Raw genomic sequence first — 20,944 nt, forward strand, 5'->3', positions numbered from 1 at the left:
TTCAAATCCAGGAATGGCGGGCCGGGCGCGCGCCGTTTAGGTGATAGTTGCCGACGGCGTGGACTTTCCAGCGCACAGGATCGTGAAGGGTGTGCGTACGTGCGTTGCGCCAGTGGCGATCCAGACCGAACTCGGCGAGCGTTGCGCGGCTGCCAGCCAGTTCGAACAGCTTTTCACTGGCATTCAGGGCGATCTCGGTAGTGAGCACCTTGGCCTCCGCAACCGCTATCGAGGCATGTGCTGCGCTATCGGCATCGACGGGCGCTGCGGCGACCTCGTCGAGCGTACGTCCCGCTCGTTCGAGCAGTGCCTGAGCGGCATGCAGTTCCAGCTCGAGCTTGCCGATCTCAGCAATCACATAGGGTTCGAGGCGTGCTTCGTCGACGGCCGCTTCGGCCCAGGGGCGCGAACGGGTACGAACGAAGGCAATGGTGTCGGAGATAGCGGCCGCGGCGATCCCTGCGTCGATGGCTGCCTGAATGAGCTGCGCGTAGGCGCCCTGGATGTTGGGTATCTCGACAAGACGCCCGCTGGGGATGACGTACTTGGCAGACACCGCCGCCTTTTCAAGCAGGACGGTGCCGCTCGCCGTCGTCCGCTGGCCGATGCCGGACCAATCATCAACGATACGCAGACCGGGGGTGCCCCGCGGTACGAAGGCCGTGACTTGAAGGCCTTCATCGTCCAGGGCCTTTACCGATACCCAATGGGCGAAAAGCGCGCCGGTGGAGTAGAACTTCGTGCCCGTGATTCGGTAGCTGCCATCAGCTTGCCGGACCGCGCGGGCCCGCACGTCCAGCGTATGCCGCGCACCTCGTTCCGGGCCGGCATTGCCGATACGCGCACCGTTAAGAATCTCACCGAAGAAATGCGTTTTCTGTGCAGCGCTCGCCGTGTGTTGCAATACGCTGATTACACCGAAGTGGTTCTGTGGAATCTGCCCGAGTGAGGGGTCGGCCGTGCAGATGATTCGAAATACCTCTGCAATCGTGGCGTAGCGAACGCCAGCGCCACCAAAGGTTTTCGGGATGGAGATGCTTCCGAGCCCGCTCGCCGTGAAACGCTCGAGTTCAGCCCAGGGGAGGCGGCGCTCGCGATCGCGCAGGATGGCATCTTCGGCCGCATAGGCTGCAAAGTCGCGCGCTGCCTGGAGCGCCTCCGCGTCGGTGCGGATGACGTGGGCCGGGTATCGAACCGGTGCACGATCCGATGTGGAATGGAGATGAAGAGACGTCACGTCGAACCTCGCTCTGCAGAGAGGCCGGCGTGCGGTTGCCTTGGAATGCTATGCAACGCAGCAGACGCGCCCGGCCATCGTGGAAAGTGAATGCGATGTCCGGTGGTCCGGTGCGACTACGTTATTCTGGAATAAGCGCAAGGCGAAATAGTTAATTCGAATATATATAGACCCTTCGTCCGCGGAATCCATAATGATGCAGTCATCTGTATGACTCGAACCCTCGGATTCCCTATAATCTGCGCCCGCTTTTTTAGGCGAATGTCACTTTTCGAATAGGGTCGAGATGGATACGAAGCGTACTTCCATACCTGTCATTGCGCGCATATGGTTGGCCCTGCTGGGCCTTGCCGTACTTGCCTCAGGTATTTTCTTCCTGGTGTTTGGTGTCAGGCTCGCCACGCTGCATGGCAGCCTGTACTTCACGGTAGGCGGTCTGGCGTTGGCAGCGTCCGGTATACAGATCGTCCGCGGACGCCCTTCAGGCGCGCTGCTGTTTGCGGTGTTCTTCATTGGAACACTCGTCTGGTCGCTCGTAGACGTCGGTCTCGATTTCTGGCCGATGATCTCGCGTGTGATGACCTTTGCGGTCATGGCGATCTTCGTCGCACTCTCCTATCCCCTGATGCAACGTGTAGTGGGCCGCGCGCCGGCGTGCCGCAATAGCGCTGCGGTTGCGGCTGTGCTGGTAGCCGGGTGTGGCGCCGCCTTCTGGGGCATGTTCCAGCCGCATCCCGTCGTGGCTGCGAAGGGCGATGCGCCAGCCGTTGTACCGGTGGAAAACGGCGACGCCGAAACCAGCTGGGAACACTACGGCAACACCCCCGGGGCATCGCGCTTCGCCGCGCTGGACCAGATCAACCGGGATAACGTGAGCGAGTTGCAGGTCGCCTGGACCTACCGTACCGGCGACGTCCCGCTCAGCCCGGGCGGCAACGGTGCCGAAGACCAGCAGACGCCCCTGCAAGTCGGCAATCGCGTATTCCTCTGCACGCCACACAACAACGTGATCGCAGTTGATGCAACCTCGGGCAAAGAGCTGTGGAAGCAGGAGATCAACGCGCAGCAGAAGAAGTGGATGCGCTGCCGCGGCATGGCGTACTTCGACGCGACGCGTCCCATCGAGCAACCCCATGTAGACGGCTCGACACCGATAAAACCGGTCCAAGTCGCCGATGGCGCGCTTTGCCGTCAACGAATCCTGATGAACACCATCCAGGCCGAGCTCATCGCGCTTGATGCTGAAACGGGCGCGTTCTGCCCCGATTTCGGCGTGAATGGCCGGGTTGACCTCAAAGCCGGGCTGGGCAAGGGCGCCGACGCCGGCCAGTACTCGACGACGTCTGCCCCGACGCTCGCGGGTACCACCGTTGTGGTTGGCGGCCGTGTTGCGGATAACGTTGCCACTGATATGCCGGGCGGTGTGATGCGCGGCTATGACGTCGTGACCGGTGAAATGCGCTGGGCATTCGATCCGGGCGTGGACGGTGTGACCGAGATGCCGGCCGAGGGTGAGACGTACGTGCGTTCTACCCCGAACGTCTGGGCGCCGATGTCCTACGATCCCGAGTCCAACACCGTCTTCATGCCGGTGGGCAGCGCGGCGATCGACCTGTGGACCGTCAAGCACACCGAGCTGGACCGCAAGTACGGTGCGTCCATGCTGGCGCTGGATGCGACAACAGGTGCGGAGAAGTGGATCTATCAGGTCGTCCATACCGACCTGTGGGACTTCGACGTTCCGATGCAACCCAGCTTCGTCGATTTTCCGAACGAGGACGGTACCACGACCCCGGCACTGGTCTTTGGCACCAAGGCTGGCCAGCTGTTCGTGCTCGACCGCGTGACGGGCGAACCACTGACGCAGGTGGATGAGGTTCCGGTGAAGGCCGGCAAGATTCCGAACCAGGTCTATTCCCCGACCCAGCCGGTCTCCGTGGGCATGCCACAGATCGGCGTGGACAAGATGAACGAGTCGGACATGTGGGGCGCGACCCCCTTCGACCAGTTGATCTGCCGCATCAAATTCAAATCGATGCGCTATGACGGCTTGTTCACCCCACCAGGTACGGACAAGTCGCTCAACCTCCCCGGCTCGCTGGGCGGCATGAACTGGGGCGGTCTGTCGGTTGATCCAACGGCCGGTTACCTGTTCGTGAACGACATGCGCGTCGGGTTGGAAGTCCAGCTTGTCGAGCAGGCCGAAGCGGCCGGTGGCACGAAGAAGAACGACGGCGGCGAAGCCGCGAACGTGGCCGGTGCGCCAGTCGCCATGGCGGGTACGCCCTATGCGATCAACGCCAAGCTGCGCTTCGTGTCGCCGCTCGATATCCCGTGCCAGAAGCCGCCTTTCGGCACGCTCACGGCGGTCGACCTGAAGACCCGGCAGATTGCCTGGCAGGTTCCGGTCGGCACGGTGCAGGACACGGGCCCGATGGGCATCAAGATGCATGCGCAAATGCCGGTTGGTATGCCCACCATCGGCGGGACGCTGGCCACCCAGGGCGGCCTGCTGTTCATCGCGGCTACGCAGGATTATTACCTGCGGGCGTACGATAGCCGCACCGGCGAGGAAGTGTGGAAAGGGCGTCTGCCGGTTGGCAGCCAGGGGACCCCGATCAGCTACCGCTCGCCTGTCGATGGCAAGCAGTACATCGTTATCTCCGCAGGCGGTGCGCGCAACTCGCCCGACCGGGGCGATTACGTGATTGCCTACGCCTTGCCGGATCGTTGATCGGGCACTGCAATAAGACACGGCCGACGTTCACGTCGGCCGTGTCGTTTCTGCTTCGTCATTGTCCGGTTCGACGGGTCGTCCAGTAGCAGACGTCTCGCGCCCTGACCGAATTGCGGCACCATTGGCGCGGTGCCTGCTCAAAAGACGAGTGAGCGTCGACCCTTGCGGCGCCTTTTTTCTGACCCCTCAGGAGGCATTCGATGAAGGCAGTGACCTATGACCAATACGGTGGTCCCGAGCAGCTGAAGATCACCGATCGTCCCAAACCCAAGGTCGGCCCCGGTGAAATCCTGGTTCGCGTGCGACGGACCTCGGTCAATCCCGTGGACTGGAAGATCCTGCAAGGCAAGCTCGACCCGGTCATGCAGGTCTATTTCCCGGTAACGCCGGGCTGGGATGTGGCTGGTGTGGTGGAAGCCAAGGGCTTCGATGTGCCCGAGTTCGAAGAGGGTGACGAGGTGATCGCCTACGCTCGCCGCGACTTTATTCACGACGGTACCTTCGCCGAATACGCGACCGTGCCTGCCCGCACGGCAACGCGCAAGCCGGCCGGGCTTAATTGGGATGAGGCGGCCAGTATTCCGCTCGCCGGTCTGACGGCGTATCAGGTGCTCAAGCGCATGTCGCCGCAGAAGGGCGAAACCGTGCTGGTGCATGCGGCCACCGGCGGCGTCGGTATCCAGGCGGTGCAGATCGCGCGGGACATGGGCTTGCGCGTCATTGGCACGGCATCGGAAAAGAACCACGACTTCCTGAGCAATGCAGGCGTCGAGCCGGTGACATACGGCGACGGCCTGGTCGAGCGCGTTAAGGCCTTGGCGCCAGAGGGTGTCGATCTTGTGGCCGACTTCATTGGCGGGGTGCTGGACAGCACGCTGGCCGTACTGAGCGCCAAGGGTCGACATGCCTCCATCGTCGACGCCACTGTGGCGGAGCAGGGCGGGCACTACGTCTGGGTTCGTCCGGACAGTGAAGACCTGGCGGCGCTCGCGAAGATGGCTGGGGAGGGCCGCTTGAACGTGCCGATCGCCCGCGTGTTCCCGCTTGAGGAGACGGCCGATGCCTTCCGTTTGAGTCAGGAAGGGCACACTCGCGGCAAGATCGTCATCCGGGTCAGCGACTGACCCGACGGAACGTTGGGGCTCCGTCTCGCTGGAGCCTCAGCGGGGCGGGACGCCGCATCCGCGCGGGGTTACTGCTATCCGTTCCGAGCCTCCTGCTCGAGGCCATCGATCATTTCGTGAATGCGATCAGCCAGTGCGTCCATCGTGAATGGCTTGGTGAGCACGCGCATACCGGGCGCGAGGTGGCCGTTACCAATAACGGCGTTCTCTGCATAGCCGGTGATGAACAATACCCTTAGATTCGGTCGCGTGAGGCGGGCGGCATCTGCGAGCTGGCGGCCATTCATGCCACCGGGCAGCCCTACATCGGTCACCAGCAGATCGACGCGAACATCCGATTGCAGGATCTTCAGCCCGGCGCTTCCATCTGCCGCTTCGATGGCGGTGTAGCCAAGTTCCTCCAGCACCTCCGTGACCAGCATCCGGATGGACGGCTCATCGTCCACCACCAGGATGGTCTCGCCCACGCCGGCCCGGCTGGTGATAGCTGGGAAGGGCAGCTCTGAGTTGCCCTCATCCTCTTCGTAGTGGCGGGGCAGATACAGGCACATGGTGGTGCCTTGGCCAATCTCGGAATAGATCCGCACCTGGCCGCCGGACTGACGTACGAAGCCGTACACCATGGACAGGCCCAGCCCTGTGCCTTCACCCAATGGCTTGGTGGTGAAGAACGGATCGAACGCGCGGTCGATCACCTCAGGCGTCATGCCGGTGCCCGTATCAGTCACGCACAACGATAGGTACTGCCCTGGCGTCAGGTTGCGTTCGCGCGCGGCAATGTCGTCGACCCACTTGTTCGCGGTTTCGATGGTGATGCGACCGCCATCGGGCATCGCATCACGCGCGTTGATGCACAGGTTGAGCAGTGCGTTCTCCAGCTGCGGTGCATCCACGAAGGTGGACCAAAGCCCCGCTGCCAGCGCAACCTCGACAGACATGTGGGGGCCGACACTGCGACGGATCAGTTCCTCCATGCCCACGACCAGTCGATTGACGTCGGTGGGCTTGGGGTCGAGCGTTTGGCGACGAGAGAAGGCGAGCAACCGGTGCGTCAGGGCCGAGGCACGCTTTGCGGCTGTCTGAGCGGCTGTTACGTAGCGATCCACGTCCGTAAGCCGGCCCTGCGCCAGGCGTGTCTGAAGCAGCTCCAGCGAACCGGCAATGCCGGTCAGTAGGTTGTTGAAATCGTGAGCGATACCGCCGGTAAGCTGGCCTACGGCTTCCATCTTCTGCGATTGGCGCAGGGCTTCTTCTGCCATCCGCAAACGGTGCTGCTGCTCGATGCGGTCCGTAACGTCATAACCGAAGAGGTAGGCACCGATGTGTTCGCCATCCGGCGCGCGCAACACGCTGAACTGCATTTCGTAGTGCCGCTCACTGCCGCCCCTGTCGAGCGACGCCACCTCGGTAAACTCCTCGCCGCTCAGTGCACGCGACCATAGCGTGCGCACGATCTCGACGTGATCCGGGTTGCCTGCGACGACATCCAGCACGCTTCGGCCGATTTCCGCTGGCACGCCAAAGACCAGTTCGAACTCCCGCGCCCCCGTGCCGTTGATCGCCAGGCAGCGATAGTCGAGGTCGAGCACCTGGATCATCGCCTTCGCGCCGTCCACCACGCCGGACAAGACGCGGCGGGCGGCTGTCGCATCCTGAACGCGCGCTTCCAGGGTGGCATTGAGCGTACGAAGCGCTTCTTCGGCGCGCGTGCGCTGGGTGATGTCCTGAAAAAGAACGGCGACCTGCTTGCGACTTGCAGGCTCCACCCGAAATGCGCTGACTTCGAGCACGCGTCCGGTAGCGACGAGTTCCTGCGTGAAGCGGATCGATTGGCCCGTACGTAATACCGCGCCATAGCGCTCCACCCAGCGATCGGCTTCCTCACCCACCATTTCTCGCAGCTTCTGCCCAACGACATTAGGAATGCCCGCGTGCTGCGTGTAGGCCGGGTTCGCCTCGATGTGAATGTAATCGCTCAGCGGACCGTGCGGGCCGTCGAAGAACTCGATGATGCAGAAGCCCTCGTCCATGGCGTTGAAGAGAAACTCGTAACGCTCGCGCTCCTGGGCGAACGCGTTTTCCGCCATGCGTTGCTCGGCTACATCGATTTCCTGGATGAAAACGCCAATGACGGTGCCGTTCGTCTCGTGGCGCAATGGGTGGTAGATAAAGTCCACCATCCGCTCTTGACGCGAATCGCCAGCGCGCAGGTACCGGAAATTGCGGGCACGTACCGGTTGTCCGCGCCGGTAGGCTTCTTCCATGAGGTCGATGAAACGCCGCTCCACGCGGCCATCGAGCACAGTGCGAGCCGGTAGGCCAGTGACGTCCGTGAGGCCGATTGCCTTGAGGAAGGTCGGGTTGATGCGTTCGAAGCGCAGCTCGGGCCCATGGAGGATCGCCATCGAAGTGGGCGCCTGATCGAACAGCCGGCGTAGATCGTCTTCCGGCGCACGTAGCGGGGTATCGCTCGAATCGTCGAGTCGGCCACGGAGATCGGCATTTTCCTGCTCGAGGCGGCGTAGCTGCCGTTGAAGCGCGTCTACTTCAGCTGGCTTCACGATGGGGTCCGGTTCATGTGTGGCAAGGGGGTCTCGTCAGGCCAGGGCGCTGGAATGCGGCGTGTGGGGTGGATTTCTCTATCGGACGGCCATGCGGGCTGCAAGTGCCATTCGCATCGAAAAGTGAAGTTAACACCGGCGCGGTGTCTAGTCTTGAACCGCAGCCCACATCTCATTGGTAATTCCATAAAGGAATAAATAAATCGAAATTTATTCTTTTTAATATTGGTGGAGGGTTGCGCATAGTACGTCCATCCCTTTCCAAGGAGCTTGATATGAGCCTAAAACTTGGGGACATCGCCCCCGACTTCGAACAGGATTCCAGTGAAGGCCGCATCCGTTTCCACGAGTGGCTGGGTAACAGCTGGGGCATCCTCTTTTCCCATCCGGCTGACTTCACCCCGGTCTGCACGACTGAGCTGGGTTTCACGGCAAAGCTGAAGGATGAATTCGACAAGCGCGGCGTGAAGGCCATCGCGCTGTCGGTTGACCCGGTCGAGTCCCATGTGAAATGGATCGACGACATCAACGAAACCCAGAATACCCGCGTCAATTTTCCCATCCTGGCGGATGCGGACCGCAAGGTCTCGGATCTCTACGACCTCATCCATCCGAACGCGAACGACACGCTGACCGTGCGTTCACTGTTCGTGATCGACCCGAACAAGAAGATTCGTCTGACCATCACCTATCCGGCCAGCACCGGACGCAATTTCCACGAAATTCTGCGGGTCATCGACTCCCTTCAGCTCACCGACAACCACAAGGTCGCGACACCAGCCAATTGGCAGGACGGCGAAGAGGTCGTGATCGTGCCTTCGCTCAAGGACGAAGACGAGATCAAACAGCGCTTCCCTAAAGGCTACCGTGCGGTGAAGCCCTATCTGCGGCTCACCCCTCAACCCAATCGCTGAGACGTATGGGCACTCGTTAGGCGAGTGCCCACTTCTCGAACAGGCCTAGCCAGGAGGCGTGAATCGATGTTGATCGTGACCCTCGCCGGAAGTCCCAGCCTGCGCTCGCGTTCCGGCGTGCTGCTGGAGCGGGCGCGGCGTGTGTTGCAGGCCCATGGGCATGAAGTGGTGAGCTACGGTATTCGCGATTTCGTGGCTGAAGACCTGCTGCACGCGCGTTTCGATAGTCCACAGGTGCAGGGCATGGCTGCGCACGTCGAGGCCGCCGATGGTCTCGTAGTCGCCACTCCCGTGTACAAGGCGTCGTATTCCGGTGCACTCAAGACGCTGCTCGACCTTCTGCCAGAGCGGGCACTGCAACACAAGGTGGTGCTGCCCCTGGCCACCGGTGGCAGCATCGCGCACATGTTGTCGGTCGATTACGCACTCAAGCCCGTCCTCGGAGCGCTCAAGGCACAGGACCTGCTGCAGGGGGTCTTCGCCGATGACAGCCAGGTGAGCTATGACGAGGGTGGCACACTTTCGTCCGGGCTCGAACAGCGTCTACTCGAAGCGCTGGAAACGTTTGAAGCGTCGCTCGCGCGTCGTCCGCGGCCTGTCGCGCCGCATCTGCTCAACGATCGGCTGCTGACTGCTCGCTGGAGCATCTGATCGGTCGCCTGACGTGGTCCGTCACCTGATGGAGCACAGATAGACCCCGCCTTACTCGCCCGCCAACGGGCAAGCAGGCCACCACACACTCACACGTACTAGGAGCATGCCATGGGCATCCTTACCTTGCGTCGGAGTCTGGTCGCCCTGTTTGCCGCGACCCTCGCTTTCGGCGCCTTCGATGTTCAAGCCGATACCCTACGGATCGGTTATCAGAAATACGGCACGCTGACCCTCCTCAAATCGAGCGGTGCGTTGGAGAAACGCCTGGCCGAACAGGGCGTCGATGTGAAGTGGACCGAGTTCCCGGCCGGGCCGCAGCTGCTCGAAGGGCTGAATGTCGGTTCCGTCGACTTCGGCACCACAGGGGAGACTCCGCCCGTCTTCGCCCAGGCGGCGGGCGCCGATCTGCTCTACGTCGCCCATGAGCCGCCTGCCCCGAAGGGCGAAGCGATCCTCGTACCCAAAAGCTCACCGATCACCTCTGTTGGCGAACTCAAGGGCAAGAAGGTCGTGCTGAACAAGGGCTCGAATGTGCACTACCTGCTGGTGCGCGCCTTGGAAGAGGCAGGTCTTGCCTACAGTGACATCCAGCCCGTCTACCTTCCCCCGGCAGATGCCCGGGCGGCGTTCGAGCGCGGCAGCGTGGATGCCTGGGTGATCTGGGATCCGTTCCAGGGCGCGGCGGAGACGCAACTGGGGGCGAAGGTGCTGCGCGACGGCGAAAAACTGGTCAGCAACCACCAGTTCTATCTGGCCGCGAGGCCCTACGCCGACACGCATCCGCAGGTGCTTGCCGCGCTCATCGATGAGATTCGCAAGATCGGTGAATGGACCCAGGCGAACCCGGATGAGGCCACTGCGCAGGTCGCACCGATCCTGGGACTGCCAGCGGACATCATGCGCCTCGCGGTGACGCGCCAAGCCTATGGTGCACGGCCGATCACACCCGAGGTCACGGCGGCTCAGCAGAAAATCGCCGACACCTTTGCCGACCTCAAGTTGATTCCTCGACGGCTCAACGTCAGTGACGTCGTCTGGAAAGCCCCGGCGGATCTCGCCACGGCCCATCCCTGATCACAAGGAGACCCCCATGAGCCTCAATGTATTCTGGTTCCTGCCCACCCACGGGGACGGGCACTATCTCGGTACGACCGAAGGTGCGCGGGCCGTCGATCATGGCTACCTCACGCAAATCGCCCAAGCCGCCGACCGGCTGGGATATGGCGGAGTACTGATCCCGACGGGCCGCTCCTGCGAAGACGCCTGGCTCGTTGCCGCCTCGCTGATCCCCGTCACGCAGCGTCTCAAGTTCCTGGTTGCGTTGCGGCCCGGCATCATTTCGCCCACCGTCGCGGCCCGCCAGGCGGCAACGCTGGATCGGCTGTCTGGTGGGCGCGCATTGTTCAACCTCGTCACGGGCGGCGATCCCGACGAACTGGCGGGCGACGGGCTGAATCTGTCGCATGCCGAACGCTATGAAGCGTCTGTCGAGTTCACCCGCATCTGGCGCCGGGTGCTGGAAGGCGAAACGGTGGACTACGCCGGAAAGCACATCCAGGTGAAAGGCGCCAAACTGCTTTATCCACCCCTGCAGCAGCCACGGCCGCCGCTGTATTTCGGCGGCTCTTCGGAAGCGGCGCAGGATCTCGCCGCCGAACAGGTCGACCTTTACCTGACCTGGGGCGAGCCACCAGCGGCCGTAGCCGAGAAGATTGCGCAGGTGCGCCAGAAGGCCGCCGCCCAAGGGCGCGCCGTACGCTTCGGTATTCGTTTGCATGTGATCGTGCGGGAAACGAACGATGAGGCATGGCGCGCCGCCTACCGGCTGATCGCAAACCTCGACGACGACACCATCGCCCGTGCGCAAGCGGCGTTTGCCCGCTTCGATTCAGTGGGTCAGCAGCGCATGGCGGCACTGCACAACGGCCGCCGGGACAAGCTGGAGGTCAGTCCGAATCTGTGGGCGGGGGTCGGTCTGGTTCGCGGTGGTGCCGGTACGGCGTTGGTGGGTGATGGTCCGACCGTAGCTGCGCGGGTCAGGGAATACGCCGAGCTGGGCATCGATACCTTCATCTTTTCAGGTTATCCACACCTGGAAGAGTCCTACCGTGTCGCTGAGCTGCTCTTTCCCCATCTTGACCTGCAGCGCCGGCAGCACGGCGACGGCCTGGGTTACATCAGCCCGTTCGGTGAAATGGTGGCCAATGACATCCTTCCGAAGGCGACGTCCGCGAGCTGAAGTCTCGTGTCGACCCGGACAACCTGGAGAGGCGTTGACCATCCATGAACGAAACGGCTATCGAACGCTTGAGCAAACGACTGGCGCCGTGGGCGTTACCGGCGGTGCTGCTCGTCGTCTGGCAGCTCGCAGTGAGCACCGGCTGGTTGTCCAGCCGCATCCTGCCAGCGCCCAACGCCGTGGTCACGGCAGGCTGGACGCTGATGGCCAGCGGTGAACTCTGGACTCATCTGGCCATCAGCGGCTGGCGCGCCGCCGTGGGCTTCATCATCGGCGGTAGCATCGGGCTGCTGCTGGGCTTCATCACCGGGCTGTCGAGGTGGGGCGAGCGTCTGCTCGACAGTTCGATCCAGATGATCCGCAATGTTCCTCACCTGGCGCTGATCCCGTTGGTCATCCTCTGGTTCGGCATTGATGAGAGCGCGAAGGTGTTCCTCGTCGCACTCGGAACCTTGTTCCCGATTTATCTCAATACCTACCATGGCATCCGCAACGTTGACCCGGCACTTGTGGAAATGGCACGCAGTTACGGGGTGTCCGGCTTTGCGTTGTTTCGCCAGGTGATCCTGCCGGGCGCGCTGCCTTCGATCCTCGTCGGGGTGCGCTTCGCGTTGGGGTTCATGTGGCTGACGCTCATCGTGGCAGAGACCATTTCGGCCAGCAGTGGCATCGGTTACCTCGCCATGAACGCGCGCGAGTTCCTGCAGACCGACATCGTCGTGGTCGCCATCCTGCTCTACGCCGTGCTCGGCAAACTGGCCGATCTGGCTGCACGGGGCCTGGAGCGGGCGTGGCTGCGCTGGCATCCGGCCTACCAGACGCGGGAGGCTGCGGCATGACGGCTTTGCACAGTATCAAACAGGGCGCGCCGCTGACCGTACGTGGTATCCGCAAGGGCTTTGGCGGGCGTGAAGTGCTCAGAGGGATCGATTTGGACATTCCCGCTGGGCAGTTCGTCGCGGTCGTCGGCCGAAGCGGCTGCGGCAAGAGCACCTTCCTGCGGTTGTTGGCAGGTCTCGATTCGCCTACGGACGGTGCGCTTTACGCCAGCGGCAGGCCGTTGGGGGAGAGCCGTGCGCAAACGCGGCTGATGTTTCAGGACGCCCGCCTTCTTCCCTGGAAGCGCGTCATCGATAACGTCGGCCTGGGGCTGTCGGGCGACTGGCGAGGTCGCGCAGAAGAAGCGCTGGCGGCGGTAGGTCTGGCCGAGCGCGCGAATGAATGGCCGGCTGCCCTGTCCGGTGGGCAGAAACAGCGGGTCGCACTGGCGCGCGCGCTGATTCATAGACCACAGCTGCTGCTGCTCGACGAGCCGCTCGGTGCACTGGACGCCCTGACGCGTATCGAGATGCAGCAACTTATCGAACGGCTCTGGCAGCAGCATCGCTTCACGGTGCTGCTCGTCACGCATGACGTCAGTGAAGCCGTAACGGTCGCCGACCGCGTCATTCTCATCGAGGACGGCCGTATTGGGCTCGATCTCGCAGTCAATCTGCACCGGCCGCGACCGCGAGCCTCCGCCGAACTGGCCCGCTTCGAAGCCCAGGTGCTTGCCCGCGTTCTCGAACAGCCCGGCAATGACGCGAGACCTGAACCCCTTCAACCACTACCGACGCAATTGCGTTGGGCACTCTGAACCTATCGATCCACACTCAGGAGAACCATCATGACCATCAAAGCCATCAACGTTCGCAACCAGTTCAAAGGCACCATCAAGGAAATCGTCATCGGCGACGTCCTCTCCGAAATTGACGTACAGACCGCGGCTGGCATCGTCACATCCGTCATCACCACGCGCTCGGTACGCGAACTGGAGCTGGATGTGGGCAGCGAAGTGATCGCCTTCGTGAAATCAACGGAAGTGTCGATCGCCAAGCTGTAGGCCTGGCTGATTATCCTTGTGACTAGCGGGCAGCGGTTCCCAAGCGAGCAAATCCTCACGAGGGTGAGGATTTCCGGGGTCTAGGTAGCCATTGGCGGTGTAATCCTCACGCTCATGAGGATTACACGCTGCCGGCAAGCCAGGGTCCGGATGCCTGCGGTGGGCGGCCGGGTGCTGCTGTATCTGCCCAGGCAATCGAGGCTGATCTGTTCGTACCGCATCGTCTAGACCGCTGCGCTGGCACGTACGTTTAGCCAGCCCAGCGGAATCGGTTTCATAGCCGGCACGCTCCGGGCTTTGCATGCGTGGGGCGTATCTACGCTGCATTGATCGCGAAGGATAGCCGGCGCTCGCCGTGTGCCATCCGCTTTGCCCGCCGATTGCGCTCGACGTTGGGACTGTCCCGAGTGCCGGAAATTGGGTTGCGGATTCATTGCAATTCAGGGAGCGTAGTCGTCATTGAACGGGACGCTCCGCATTTACCCGCGACTTGCCCTGTCTGCCACAATGGCGCCTTTCACAGCCCGGACGCCTGCCCATGCACTATCGCAATATTCTTTTCGATCTGGACGGTACGCTGACCGACCCCCGTGAAGGCATCACGCGCTCGATCCAGTATGCGCTGGCACAATTGGGTATCGACGAGCCGGACCTGACGAAGCTCGAGCCCTTCATTGGGCCGCCGCTGAAGCAGGCTTTCATGCAGTTTTACGGGTTCGACGAACAGAAGGCGTGGCAGGCGGTCGAGCATTATCGCGAGCGGTTCAAGGTCACCGGTCTGTACGAAAACCTGCTGTTCGAGGGCATTCTCGAACTGCTCGATCTGCTACGCGGCCAGGGCCGGACGTTGTACGTCGCGACCTCCAAGCCAACAGTGTTCGCCAAGGAAATCGCCCGGCATTTCGCCTTCGATCACCACTTCACGCTGATCTACGGCAGCGAGCTCGACGGCACGCGCACCGACAAGGTCGAATTGATTGCTCATATCCTGACCGAGCAGGGGCTCAATCCGTCCGAGACGCTGATGATCGGTGACCGCAAGCACGACATCATCGGCGGCATCCGCAATGGCCTGGATGTCGCGGCGGTGGGCTATGGTTTCGGGACCGAAGCCGAGTTGCTCGCCGAGAGTCCCACCTATCACTTCAGGACCCTAGCCGAATTGCGCCAGGCATTCGAACGAGCCGAGCGTCTCTCGCAGGCCGCCAGCGATCTGGATCTCGGCGACAAAGTGAGCTGAGCGGCCAGCTATCAACGCCCCATTCGGGGGCGTTGATACGTCAGGGCAGGGCGTAGGCGATCAGGTAGTCCGCGCCGTCGTCACCCAGGCCCCCCGCGGCCACAACCACGTATTGGCGGCCATCGGCGCCCACGTAGGTCATCGGCGTGGCTCGCGCGCCGGCGGGCAGCGCCGTTTTCCATAGCTCGCGGCCGCTGCCTGCTGCAAAGGCGCGCAAGGCATGGTCGTCACGCGATCCGACGAAGACCAGACCCGAGCGTGTCAGCAGGGTACCGCCAAGGTCGAACGGCTCCACCCGCAGCGGCAGGCTGAAGGTCAGGCCGAACAGACTGTAATCCCGTGCCGAGCCGATGTTGTGCCGCCATACAATGCGACTGTCCTCGAGATCGAGCGACACCAGCTGGCCCCACGGTGGCGCTTTGCAGGGGGCGCCGAATATGCCCCGCCAAGGCTGCACCCGCGCCACATAGGGCGTGCCGTGTTGCAGGTGGGCATAGCGCGTTCGGGGAAGTGAAGGTTCACTCCCCACCGTCGATTCCGGTAGCAATCCGTTGGCTTCAGCCTCTTCACGCTTGAGCAGCTCCGCCGTATAGGGCATGTAGCGTAGCGTGCTGTAGAACAGCCCGCGCTCGGGATCGTAGGCGCCGCCCTGTGGCCCGAATATGCCCTCTATACCCGGGTTGTATAGGGTGCGCTGGCCCGGCAGCGGTGGTGTGAATGCGCCGAGATAATGCATGCGCCGATAGTCGATGCGGCACATCAACTGATCGAATGGTGTGATGCCCCAGGCGTCCTGTTCCACCACAGTCGGCGGCGCGAGGCGAGGCATGCTCATGGCGTACGGTTGAGTGGCCGCAATCGGGTCTTCCGGCAACCCGCCGGCCGGCGCAGGCCGCTCGGTAATTTCTGAGAGCGGTTCGCCCGTCTCCCGGTTCAGCATGAACAGCTCGCCGCGCTTGGTAGTCTGCACCAGCGCCGGCAGGCTCGTGCCGTCTTCCTTCGGCAGGTCCAGCAGGGTTGGCCCTACCGCCACACCCATGTTCCAAAGGTCATGGTGGATGGTCTGGAAGTGCCACCGCGGCTCGCCCGTCTTGATGTCGAGCGCGACCAGCGCACTGGTGTATTGCTCCTCGTAGGGCGCCCGCTTTCCACCATAATACGCCGGGATCGCCGTGCCGATCGGGAGGTAGACGAGGCCGCGCGCCAAATCGGCCGTGTAGGTGCCGGTTGCGACAGGGCTACCGGGCGTGAACGGTCGATCGGACTTGAACGCGTTCACCGGCTCGTCTGGTTGGCCGATGTCCCAGGCCCAGATCGGCTTTCCGGTACGCGCATCGAAGGCGCGAACGGCGCCCGCATTGGTGTCAGCGCGATGGCCTTCATGGCTCCAGCCGCCAATGATGACGCGATCGCCTGCTACCAGTGGCGTCGATGGGATGAACGTCAGGTTACGGGGGTTTTCGCGGGACAGCTGGTTGAGGGCGACGAAACCTCGATCGCCAAAGCTCCTGCAGGGCTGGCCCGTGCGAGCATCAAGCGCGACGAGGCGGCCGTCACCAGTGGTCGAGAAAATCCGGGCGGGGCAGTCGCCGCGCGTGTCGTCCAGATCGTAGTGGGCAACCGACGGGCAGGACAGCGGGCTCATGCCCCAACTTTCGGGACCCGGGTCGAAGCGCCATTTCTCTCGACCTTCCACGGCATCCAGGGCGATGACCTGACGATGCGGCGTACAGAAGTACAGGCTGTTGCCTACCTTGATGGGCGTGGAATCGAAGCTGAAACCCCGGCGATCGGCTCGCTCACCTGGGCGGGGCAAGTCAACGCTGCGAAACCGCCACGCTTCCTTGAGTAGGGTGACGTTGTTCTGATCGACCTGTGTGAGCGGCGACCAGCGTTCGCCGCGTTCGGTCCGGGTCTGTGTCGGCCAGTCAGCCGGATGGCCGAGTGCTTCCAGATCGACGCTGAGCTTGGGAACCGGTAGCGCCTGCGGGGAAGGTTGCCAGCGCACGAATAACAGCCCCGCGACGATGGCGATCGCCACGGCCGGGCAAAGCAGATAGCCGACCGGGGAGACACGACGAGGTGGGCCGAGCCGCCCGATCACGTGCGGCATGAAGATATACAGGCCCAGCAGCGTGGGCAGGAGCATTCGGGGTTCGAGCGGCCAGGTGTCGATGCCGACTTCCCAGACGGACCAACCCAACGTGCCCAGCCAGAAAGCCGCGTACGACCACAACGCGGCGCGGCGCCGCTTGTACAGGCAGGCCGCGCACACCAGTAGCGTGACGCCTGCAATGACGTAGTAAGGACTGCCGCCCAGCCAGACGAGCCAAGCACCCCCGAGGGCGAAGGCAAGGCCGTAAAGTAGAACGAGGGTGGCCAAAATCCATGGTGGCGACCGACGTGGAAGGCGGGGCATGGTGCTGCTCACGTTACCTGTGACTGACCTTCGAGAGTAAAGCGACGAATGGGTTCGCCGCGATCGTTAATTATTTTGCGTGGGTCGTGATTTTGCAGATGCCAGCAGTAATTTCAATGCCGTCAGGCGCTCTACATCCGGCTTTCTGCCCAAGGCCTCGACCGCGCGGAAAAAGGCTTTCCAGTTCCGGCCATGCTGCTCGAAGAGCTGCGCGAACGCCGGCACCCATTGATCATAAAGCCCAAAGGGTAGCAGCCTGGCGTTATTCAACGGGCCTTCGACCCATGCATCGAAGCGTTTCTCGCCCGGCCATTCGCGGTCACGTAATGAGCGGTATCGGCTTCGGAAGTCGTCGAATTCCGCTTCCTTTCGGGCGCGCATCGTATCCGCATCCAGCGGCGCCCGGTACAACGTCTCCAGGCGCTCGCGCAGATCCAGCACCAATCGGGTGAACAGGTCGCGCTGGCGGTGCAGGTCGGAGCCCGTCGCTGGCAGGCCACGGTATGCCCGCCATTGGCGCAGGCCTTCCTGCTCCACGAACGTGGCATAGGATTCGTTGAATGCAGTGTCGCCTGGCAAGTAAAAGCGCTGGTGCGCGAGTTCGTGGAAGATCAGCGCGCTCAGCCGATCATCACTCCAACGCAGCATGCTGTTCAGCAGGGGATCGTCGAACCAGCCCAGGGTCGAGTACGCCTCGATGCCGGCGACGTAGGTGTCCTTGCCTTGGAGTTGCAGTATCGCCGCGGCGCCCCGGGCCCGATTCGGGTCATAGAAACCGCGGTAGGCGACGCAGCCTGCGATAGGGAAGCAATGCGTAAGCGGCTCCAGGGAGAACTCGTCCGTGGCGAAGAGGTTCCAGATCACATAGGGCCGCCCAAGATCCGCATACACGCGATAGCTTCGATTGTCGGGTAGGAAGAGGTGCCCGCTCGCAAAGGTGCGTGCGACCTGGGACAGGGCCAACTGCGTCCGCACCCGCTCCGGTGTGTTGGGATCGGCAATGACCTTATCGACGGGCTCGCGTGCCGCGAGCAGCGTCATCTGGCCCTTGGCCAACTGGCCATAATAGGTTGCCGTCGAGCACCCGTTCAGCACGAATGCGAGGGCCAGCGGAACCCAAAGGGGGCGAACGCGGTCGAGTAGCCCATTGTTTGGTCGCGGCATCGCGTGACCCAGCCGACAGTGATCGGCCGCTCCAGTTACCAACAAGAACGGCAGGATATCCCCGCATGCGCGTCCCCGCTTTGCTTTGTTTGCCCCTGATGCTCACTGGCTGCGGCCTGATGATGCCGTCTCCGGATCCGAACCAGGCGTGGGTGGAACTGGTGAGCGACGACCTGGAGGCCGCTGAGGTGGATCAGCTGCCCCTCGACGATGGTCGCTACTTTCAGGTGATGCCGGGCAAGCACGAGCTGGGGATGCGCTACGCCTTCGAGGTTAGCGCCCGCAACGTCGGCGCGGACGCCGAGCCGCTTCGTCGCGAATGCCGGCTGTCCTTGCACTATGACGATTTTACCGCCGGCGAGCGCTATCGCCTCGTGACGGGGCAGTACGGCTTCCGCCCCTGGGCGCGCCTGTATGACGAACGCAACCGCATCCTGGCAACGGGTGAAGAGCGAGGCTGCGGGCGTTCCGACGTCGCCGTTCGTTAGCGGGACGCCCGCACCGGCAGCCGCGTGCCGTGGTCTGATGGAGACAATCGCGATCGCCTTGGTTACGGTGCTCGCTCCGTCCGTGTCGCTCCATCGGGAGGCGTTCAACCATGCACCGTCTGCTTCTGTTGTTTCCCTTGCTCCTGCTGGGTGCCTGCGCAGGCCCAATGCCGTCCCCGGACGCAAACAAGGCGTGGGTCGACATGCATTCCTGGTCTCCAGGTGACATGCTCATGGCCGAGCGACTCGACGGTAAACGCTGGCCAGATGGGCGTTACTTCCAGGTGCCGCCCGGTGCGCATGAGCTCGAAGTTCGCTATCGCTTCGAAATCTATGCGGGCGGTGGTACCGGCTTTCGTGACCCGACACGCCTGACCTGTTTCATTCGCTACCGCTTCGACAACTTCCAGGCAGGCGCGCGCTACCGCATCGAGGCCCGGGAAGCGGCCATGCGCCCGCAATCCTGGCTGTATGACGCCGACCGCAATATCGTCGCTGATGGCGAAGTGCTCAACTGCGGACCGTATGGATAGGTAGTCGGGCGGCAGGAGTGAACCCCCGGCGCGGGAATGACTTCCAACGTCGGGTATCCAGCCCTATGACGCTCCCCCATGACTTTCATTGAATGGATGGCCGTGCTGGGCATCCTGCTGCTCGCGCTGGCGCTGGCATCCGCTTACCTGCGCTGGCTTCCGGTCACCACGTCCATCATCTATCTCATCTTCGGCATCAGTATCGGCATGCTGGGCTTCGAGGTGTCGGATCGCAGCTTCGGGGAGGTCTCGGACTGGCTCGAACACCTGACCGAAGTCGCAGTACTGGTCTCGCTCTTCGTCGGCGGCCTGAAATTGCGGCTGCCACTACGGCATCCGTCCTGGATCGGAGCCTACCTCATGGCGGGGCCGGTCATGGTCCTGAGTGTCGGGGGCGTAGCGCTGGTCGGCCATTATGGGCTGGGCTTCGATTGGGGTGTGGCCATTCTGCTGGGCGCGCTGCTTGCTCCGACGGACCCTGTGCTGGCAAGCCTCGTACAGGTCAACGACGCGCGCGACGATGACCGAATGCGTTTCGCACTTTCAGGCGAGGCCGGCTTCAACGATGGCGTGGCGTTCCCGTTCGTGATGCTTGGGCTCGCGATTATCCTGGGTAATGGCATCGACGGGGAGGGACTGGCGCGGTGGTTCGGTGTCGATCTGATCTGGGCCGTTGCGGCGGGCCTTGCATGTGGGTTCTTCATGGGCAAGCTGGTGGGCTGGATCGTTATCCGGCTACGCGCCCGACATGCCGAAACCGGTATCTCACCTAACGATTTTCTCGCATTGGCGCTCATTGCGCTGTCGTACGTCTGCGCCGATGCGATTGGCGGTTGGGGCTTCCTGGCTACTTTTGCCGCGGGTGTCGGCCTGCGTCATGCCGAAGCGATGTCGTCCAGCCTGGAGCTCCCGCCTGAAGAGCTTACCCGGCAGGCATTGCCGCGGTTGGCGGGCGACCTTCCCAGCGAGCTGCACGTGGACGGACAGCGATTGGGGAAATCCAATATCGCGGCTGGCGTGATGATGAGCGACATCCTGAGCTTCGGAAATTTGCTGGAGCGGGCGGTGGAAGTGCTGTTGGTGACCATCATTGGGCTGCTGGTCACTACCCATTGGGACTGGCGCGCTGTGTTCTTGGCCCTGGCCCTGTTCTGCGTGATACGCCCATTGGCCGTCTTTATCGTAATCCCGGGGCGCATCGCGACACCGCTGCAAAAGGCGCTGATGGGCTGGTTCGGTATCCGCGGTATCGGCAGCCTCTACTACCTTTGCTTTGCACTCAATCATGACCTGCCCGAGTCCATGCACCACGATATGGCCGGCCTCGTGCTGTCCACCATGGCGCTGAGCATCCTCGTCCATGGGTTGAGCACCCAGCCATTACTAGGGTTCTATGAGCGCCGGCTTACCCGTCCTCGGGCCGACCGGGAGTAAGGCAGCACCTTTCGGAATGACGTAACGGTGCTGACCGAGCGCGTGCGGGCCGGGCGGTAGGCGAGTGAGAGACTCGCGTTATCGCTGGCCCGGATCGCTCGGACAAGCGCGGCCGCGGCTGCGCTGGGCCTCGCGGGTACCGGCTCGGCTGGGGAGCGACGCGTAATGGCGCTGGCGGTCCTTGGCCGGCGCCAGGAGATAGCCGGTCCTGCGCGTGCCTTGTAATGGGATGAGTTCGCCTATATCTGAGCGTTATACTCAACTTTTTTCGTCCGGCCGCCTTCTCCACTCGCCATGGCCGGGCCTGGAGGTCGCTTC

17 protein-coding genes are annotated in these 20,944 nt (G+C 62.7%); 13 read left to right on the forward strand and 4 right to left on the reverse strand.

Annotated elements, in window-relative coordinates:
• Position 1 precedes the first annotated feature (1 nt).
• On the reverse strand, positions 2-1,237 hold the full coding sequence (locus tag ACY8D3_RS19595) for an SfnB family sulfur acquisition oxidoreductase (protein ID WP_462380503.1): 1,236 nt from the start codon (positions 1,235-1,237) through the stop codon (positions 2-4).
• Between the two features lie 286 nt (positions 1,238-1,523).
• Here ACY8D3_RS19595 and ACY8D3_RS19600 point away from each other — a divergent pair, with 286 nt between their 5' ends.
• Positions 1,524-3,971, forward strand: coding sequence for a membrane-bound PQQ-dependent dehydrogenase, glucose/quinate/shikimate family (locus ACY8D3_RS19600; RefSeq protein ID WP_462380504.1), 2,448 nt, complete (start codon positions 1,524-1,526; stop codon positions 3,969-3,971).
• Positions 3,972-4,174: 203 nt separating this feature from the next.
• The gene (locus tag ACY8D3_RS19605) at positions 4,175-5,098 is read left to right on the forward strand and encodes an NADP-dependent oxidoreductase (RefSeq protein WP_462380505.1); all 924 of its coding nucleotides are present in this window, start codon (positions 4,175-4,177) and stop codon (positions 5,096-5,098) included.
• A 74-nt stretch (positions 5,099-5,172) separates the two neighbouring features.
• Here ACY8D3_RS19605 and ACY8D3_RS19610 read toward each other — a convergent pair whose 3' ends face one another.
• Entirely contained in the window at positions 5,173-7,659 is a 2,487-nt protein-coding gene (locus ACY8D3_RS19610) for a PAS domain-containing protein (protein ID WP_462380507.1), read from the reverse strand.
• A gap of 275 nt (positions 7,660-7,934) precedes the next feature.
• Between ACY8D3_RS19610 and ACY8D3_RS19615 the strand changes: the two genes are divergently transcribed.
• The 8 genes from ACY8D3_RS19615 to ACY8D3_RS19650 all read left to right on the forward strand — a co-directional run bounded on the left by ACY8D3_RS19615 (position 7,935) and on the right by ACY8D3_RS19650 (position 14,588).
• Positions 7,935-8,573 (forward strand): peroxiredoxin, encoded by a 639-nt coding sequence (locus ACY8D3_RS19615; protein WP_462380508.1) that lies wholly within the window; start codon positions 7,935-7,937, stop codon positions 8,571-8,573.
• Positions 8,574-8,639: 66 nt separating this feature from the next.
• Positions 8,640-9,224, forward strand: a complete 585-nt coding sequence (gene ssuE, locus ACY8D3_RS19620) for an NADPH-dependent FMN reductase (protein ID WP_462380509.1) — start codon at positions 8,640-8,642, stop codon at positions 9,222-9,224.
• A 111-nt stretch (positions 9,225-9,335) separates the two neighbouring features.
• Positions 9,336-10,301 (forward strand): sulfonate ABC transporter substrate-binding protein, encoded by a 966-nt coding sequence (locus ACY8D3_RS19625; RefSeq protein WP_462380510.1) that lies wholly within the window; start codon positions 9,336-9,338, stop codon positions 10,299-10,301.
• Between the two features lie 16 nt (positions 10,302-10,317).
• Positions 10,318-11,466 (forward strand): FMNH2-dependent alkanesulfonate monooxygenase, encoded by a 1,149-nt coding sequence (gene ssuD, locus ACY8D3_RS19630; protein ID WP_462380511.1) that lies wholly within the window; start codon positions 10,318-10,320, stop codon positions 11,464-11,466.
• Positions 11,467-11,510: 44 nt separating this feature from the next.
• Positions 11,511-12,305: an aliphatic sulfonate ABC transporter permease SsuC gene (gene ssuC / locus ACY8D3_RS19635; protein ID WP_462380512.1), complete on the forward strand. Its 795-nt coding sequence runs from the start codon at positions 11,511-11,513 to the stop codon at positions 12,303-12,305.
• Positions 12,302-13,102: an aliphatic sulfonates ABC transporter ATP-binding protein gene (ssuB, locus tag ACY8D3_RS19640; RefSeq protein WP_462380513.1), complete on the forward strand. Its 801-nt coding sequence runs from the start codon at positions 12,302-12,304 to the stop codon at positions 13,100-13,102. Before ssuC ends, ssuB begins: the two co-directional genes overlap by 4 nt.
• A 30-nt stretch (positions 13,103-13,132) precedes the next feature.
• The gene (locus ACY8D3_RS19645; RefSeq protein WP_188983059.1) at positions 13,133-13,348 is read left to right on the forward strand and encodes a TOBE domain-containing protein; all 216 of its coding nucleotides are present in this window, start codon (positions 13,133-13,135) and stop codon (positions 13,346-13,348) included.
• 538 nt (positions 13,349-13,886) lie between these two features.
• Positions 13,887-14,588 carry an HAD family hydrolase gene (locus ACY8D3_RS19650; protein WP_462380514.1) on the forward strand — a complete coding sequence of 234 codons (702 nt, stop codon included), beginning with the start codon at positions 13,887-13,889 and terminating at the stop codon, positions 14,586-14,588.
• Positions 14,589-14,628: 40 nt separating this feature from the next.
• Here the strand turns inward: ACY8D3_RS19650 and ACY8D3_RS19655 are convergent, their stop codons facing one another.
• Positions 14,629-17,007, reverse strand: a complete 2,379-nt coding sequence (locus tag ACY8D3_RS19655) for an outer membrane protein assembly factor BamB family protein (RefSeq protein WP_462380515.1) — start codon at positions 17,005-17,007, stop codon at positions 14,629-14,631.
• 66 nt (positions 17,008-17,073) lie between these two features.
• The gene (locus ACY8D3_RS19660; RefSeq protein ID WP_462380516.1) at positions 17,074-18,171 is read right to left on the reverse strand and encodes an aminopeptidase; all 1,098 of its coding nucleotides are present in this window, start codon (positions 18,169-18,171) and stop codon (positions 17,074-17,076) included.
• A gap of 65 nt (positions 18,172-18,236) precedes the next feature.
• Between ACY8D3_RS19660 and ACY8D3_RS19665 the strand changes: the two genes are divergently transcribed.
• The 3 genes from ACY8D3_RS19665 to ACY8D3_RS19675 all read left to right on the forward strand — a co-directional run bounded on the left by ACY8D3_RS19665 (position 18,237) and on the right by ACY8D3_RS19675 (position 20,626).
• A complete protein-coding gene (locus ACY8D3_RS19665) occupies positions 18,237-18,659 on the forward strand; it encodes a PA0061/PA0062 family lipoprotein (RefSeq protein ID WP_462380517.1) in 423 nt (140 codons plus the stop codon).
• Between the two features lie 110 nt (positions 18,660-18,769).
• A complete protein-coding gene (locus tag ACY8D3_RS19670; RefSeq protein WP_462380518.1) occupies positions 18,770-19,192 on the forward strand; it encodes a PA0061/PA0062 family lipoprotein in 423 nt (140 codons plus the stop codon).
• Positions 19,193-19,270: 78 nt separating this feature from the next.
• Positions 19,271-20,626 (forward strand): cation:proton antiporter, encoded by a 1,356-nt coding sequence (locus tag ACY8D3_RS19675; RefSeq protein WP_462380519.1) that lies wholly within the window; start codon positions 19,271-19,273, stop codon positions 20,624-20,626.
• Positions 20,627-20,944: the final 318 nt, after the last annotated feature.

It is taken from the genome of Pseudomonas sp. Marseille-QA0892, from assembly GCF_054950135.1.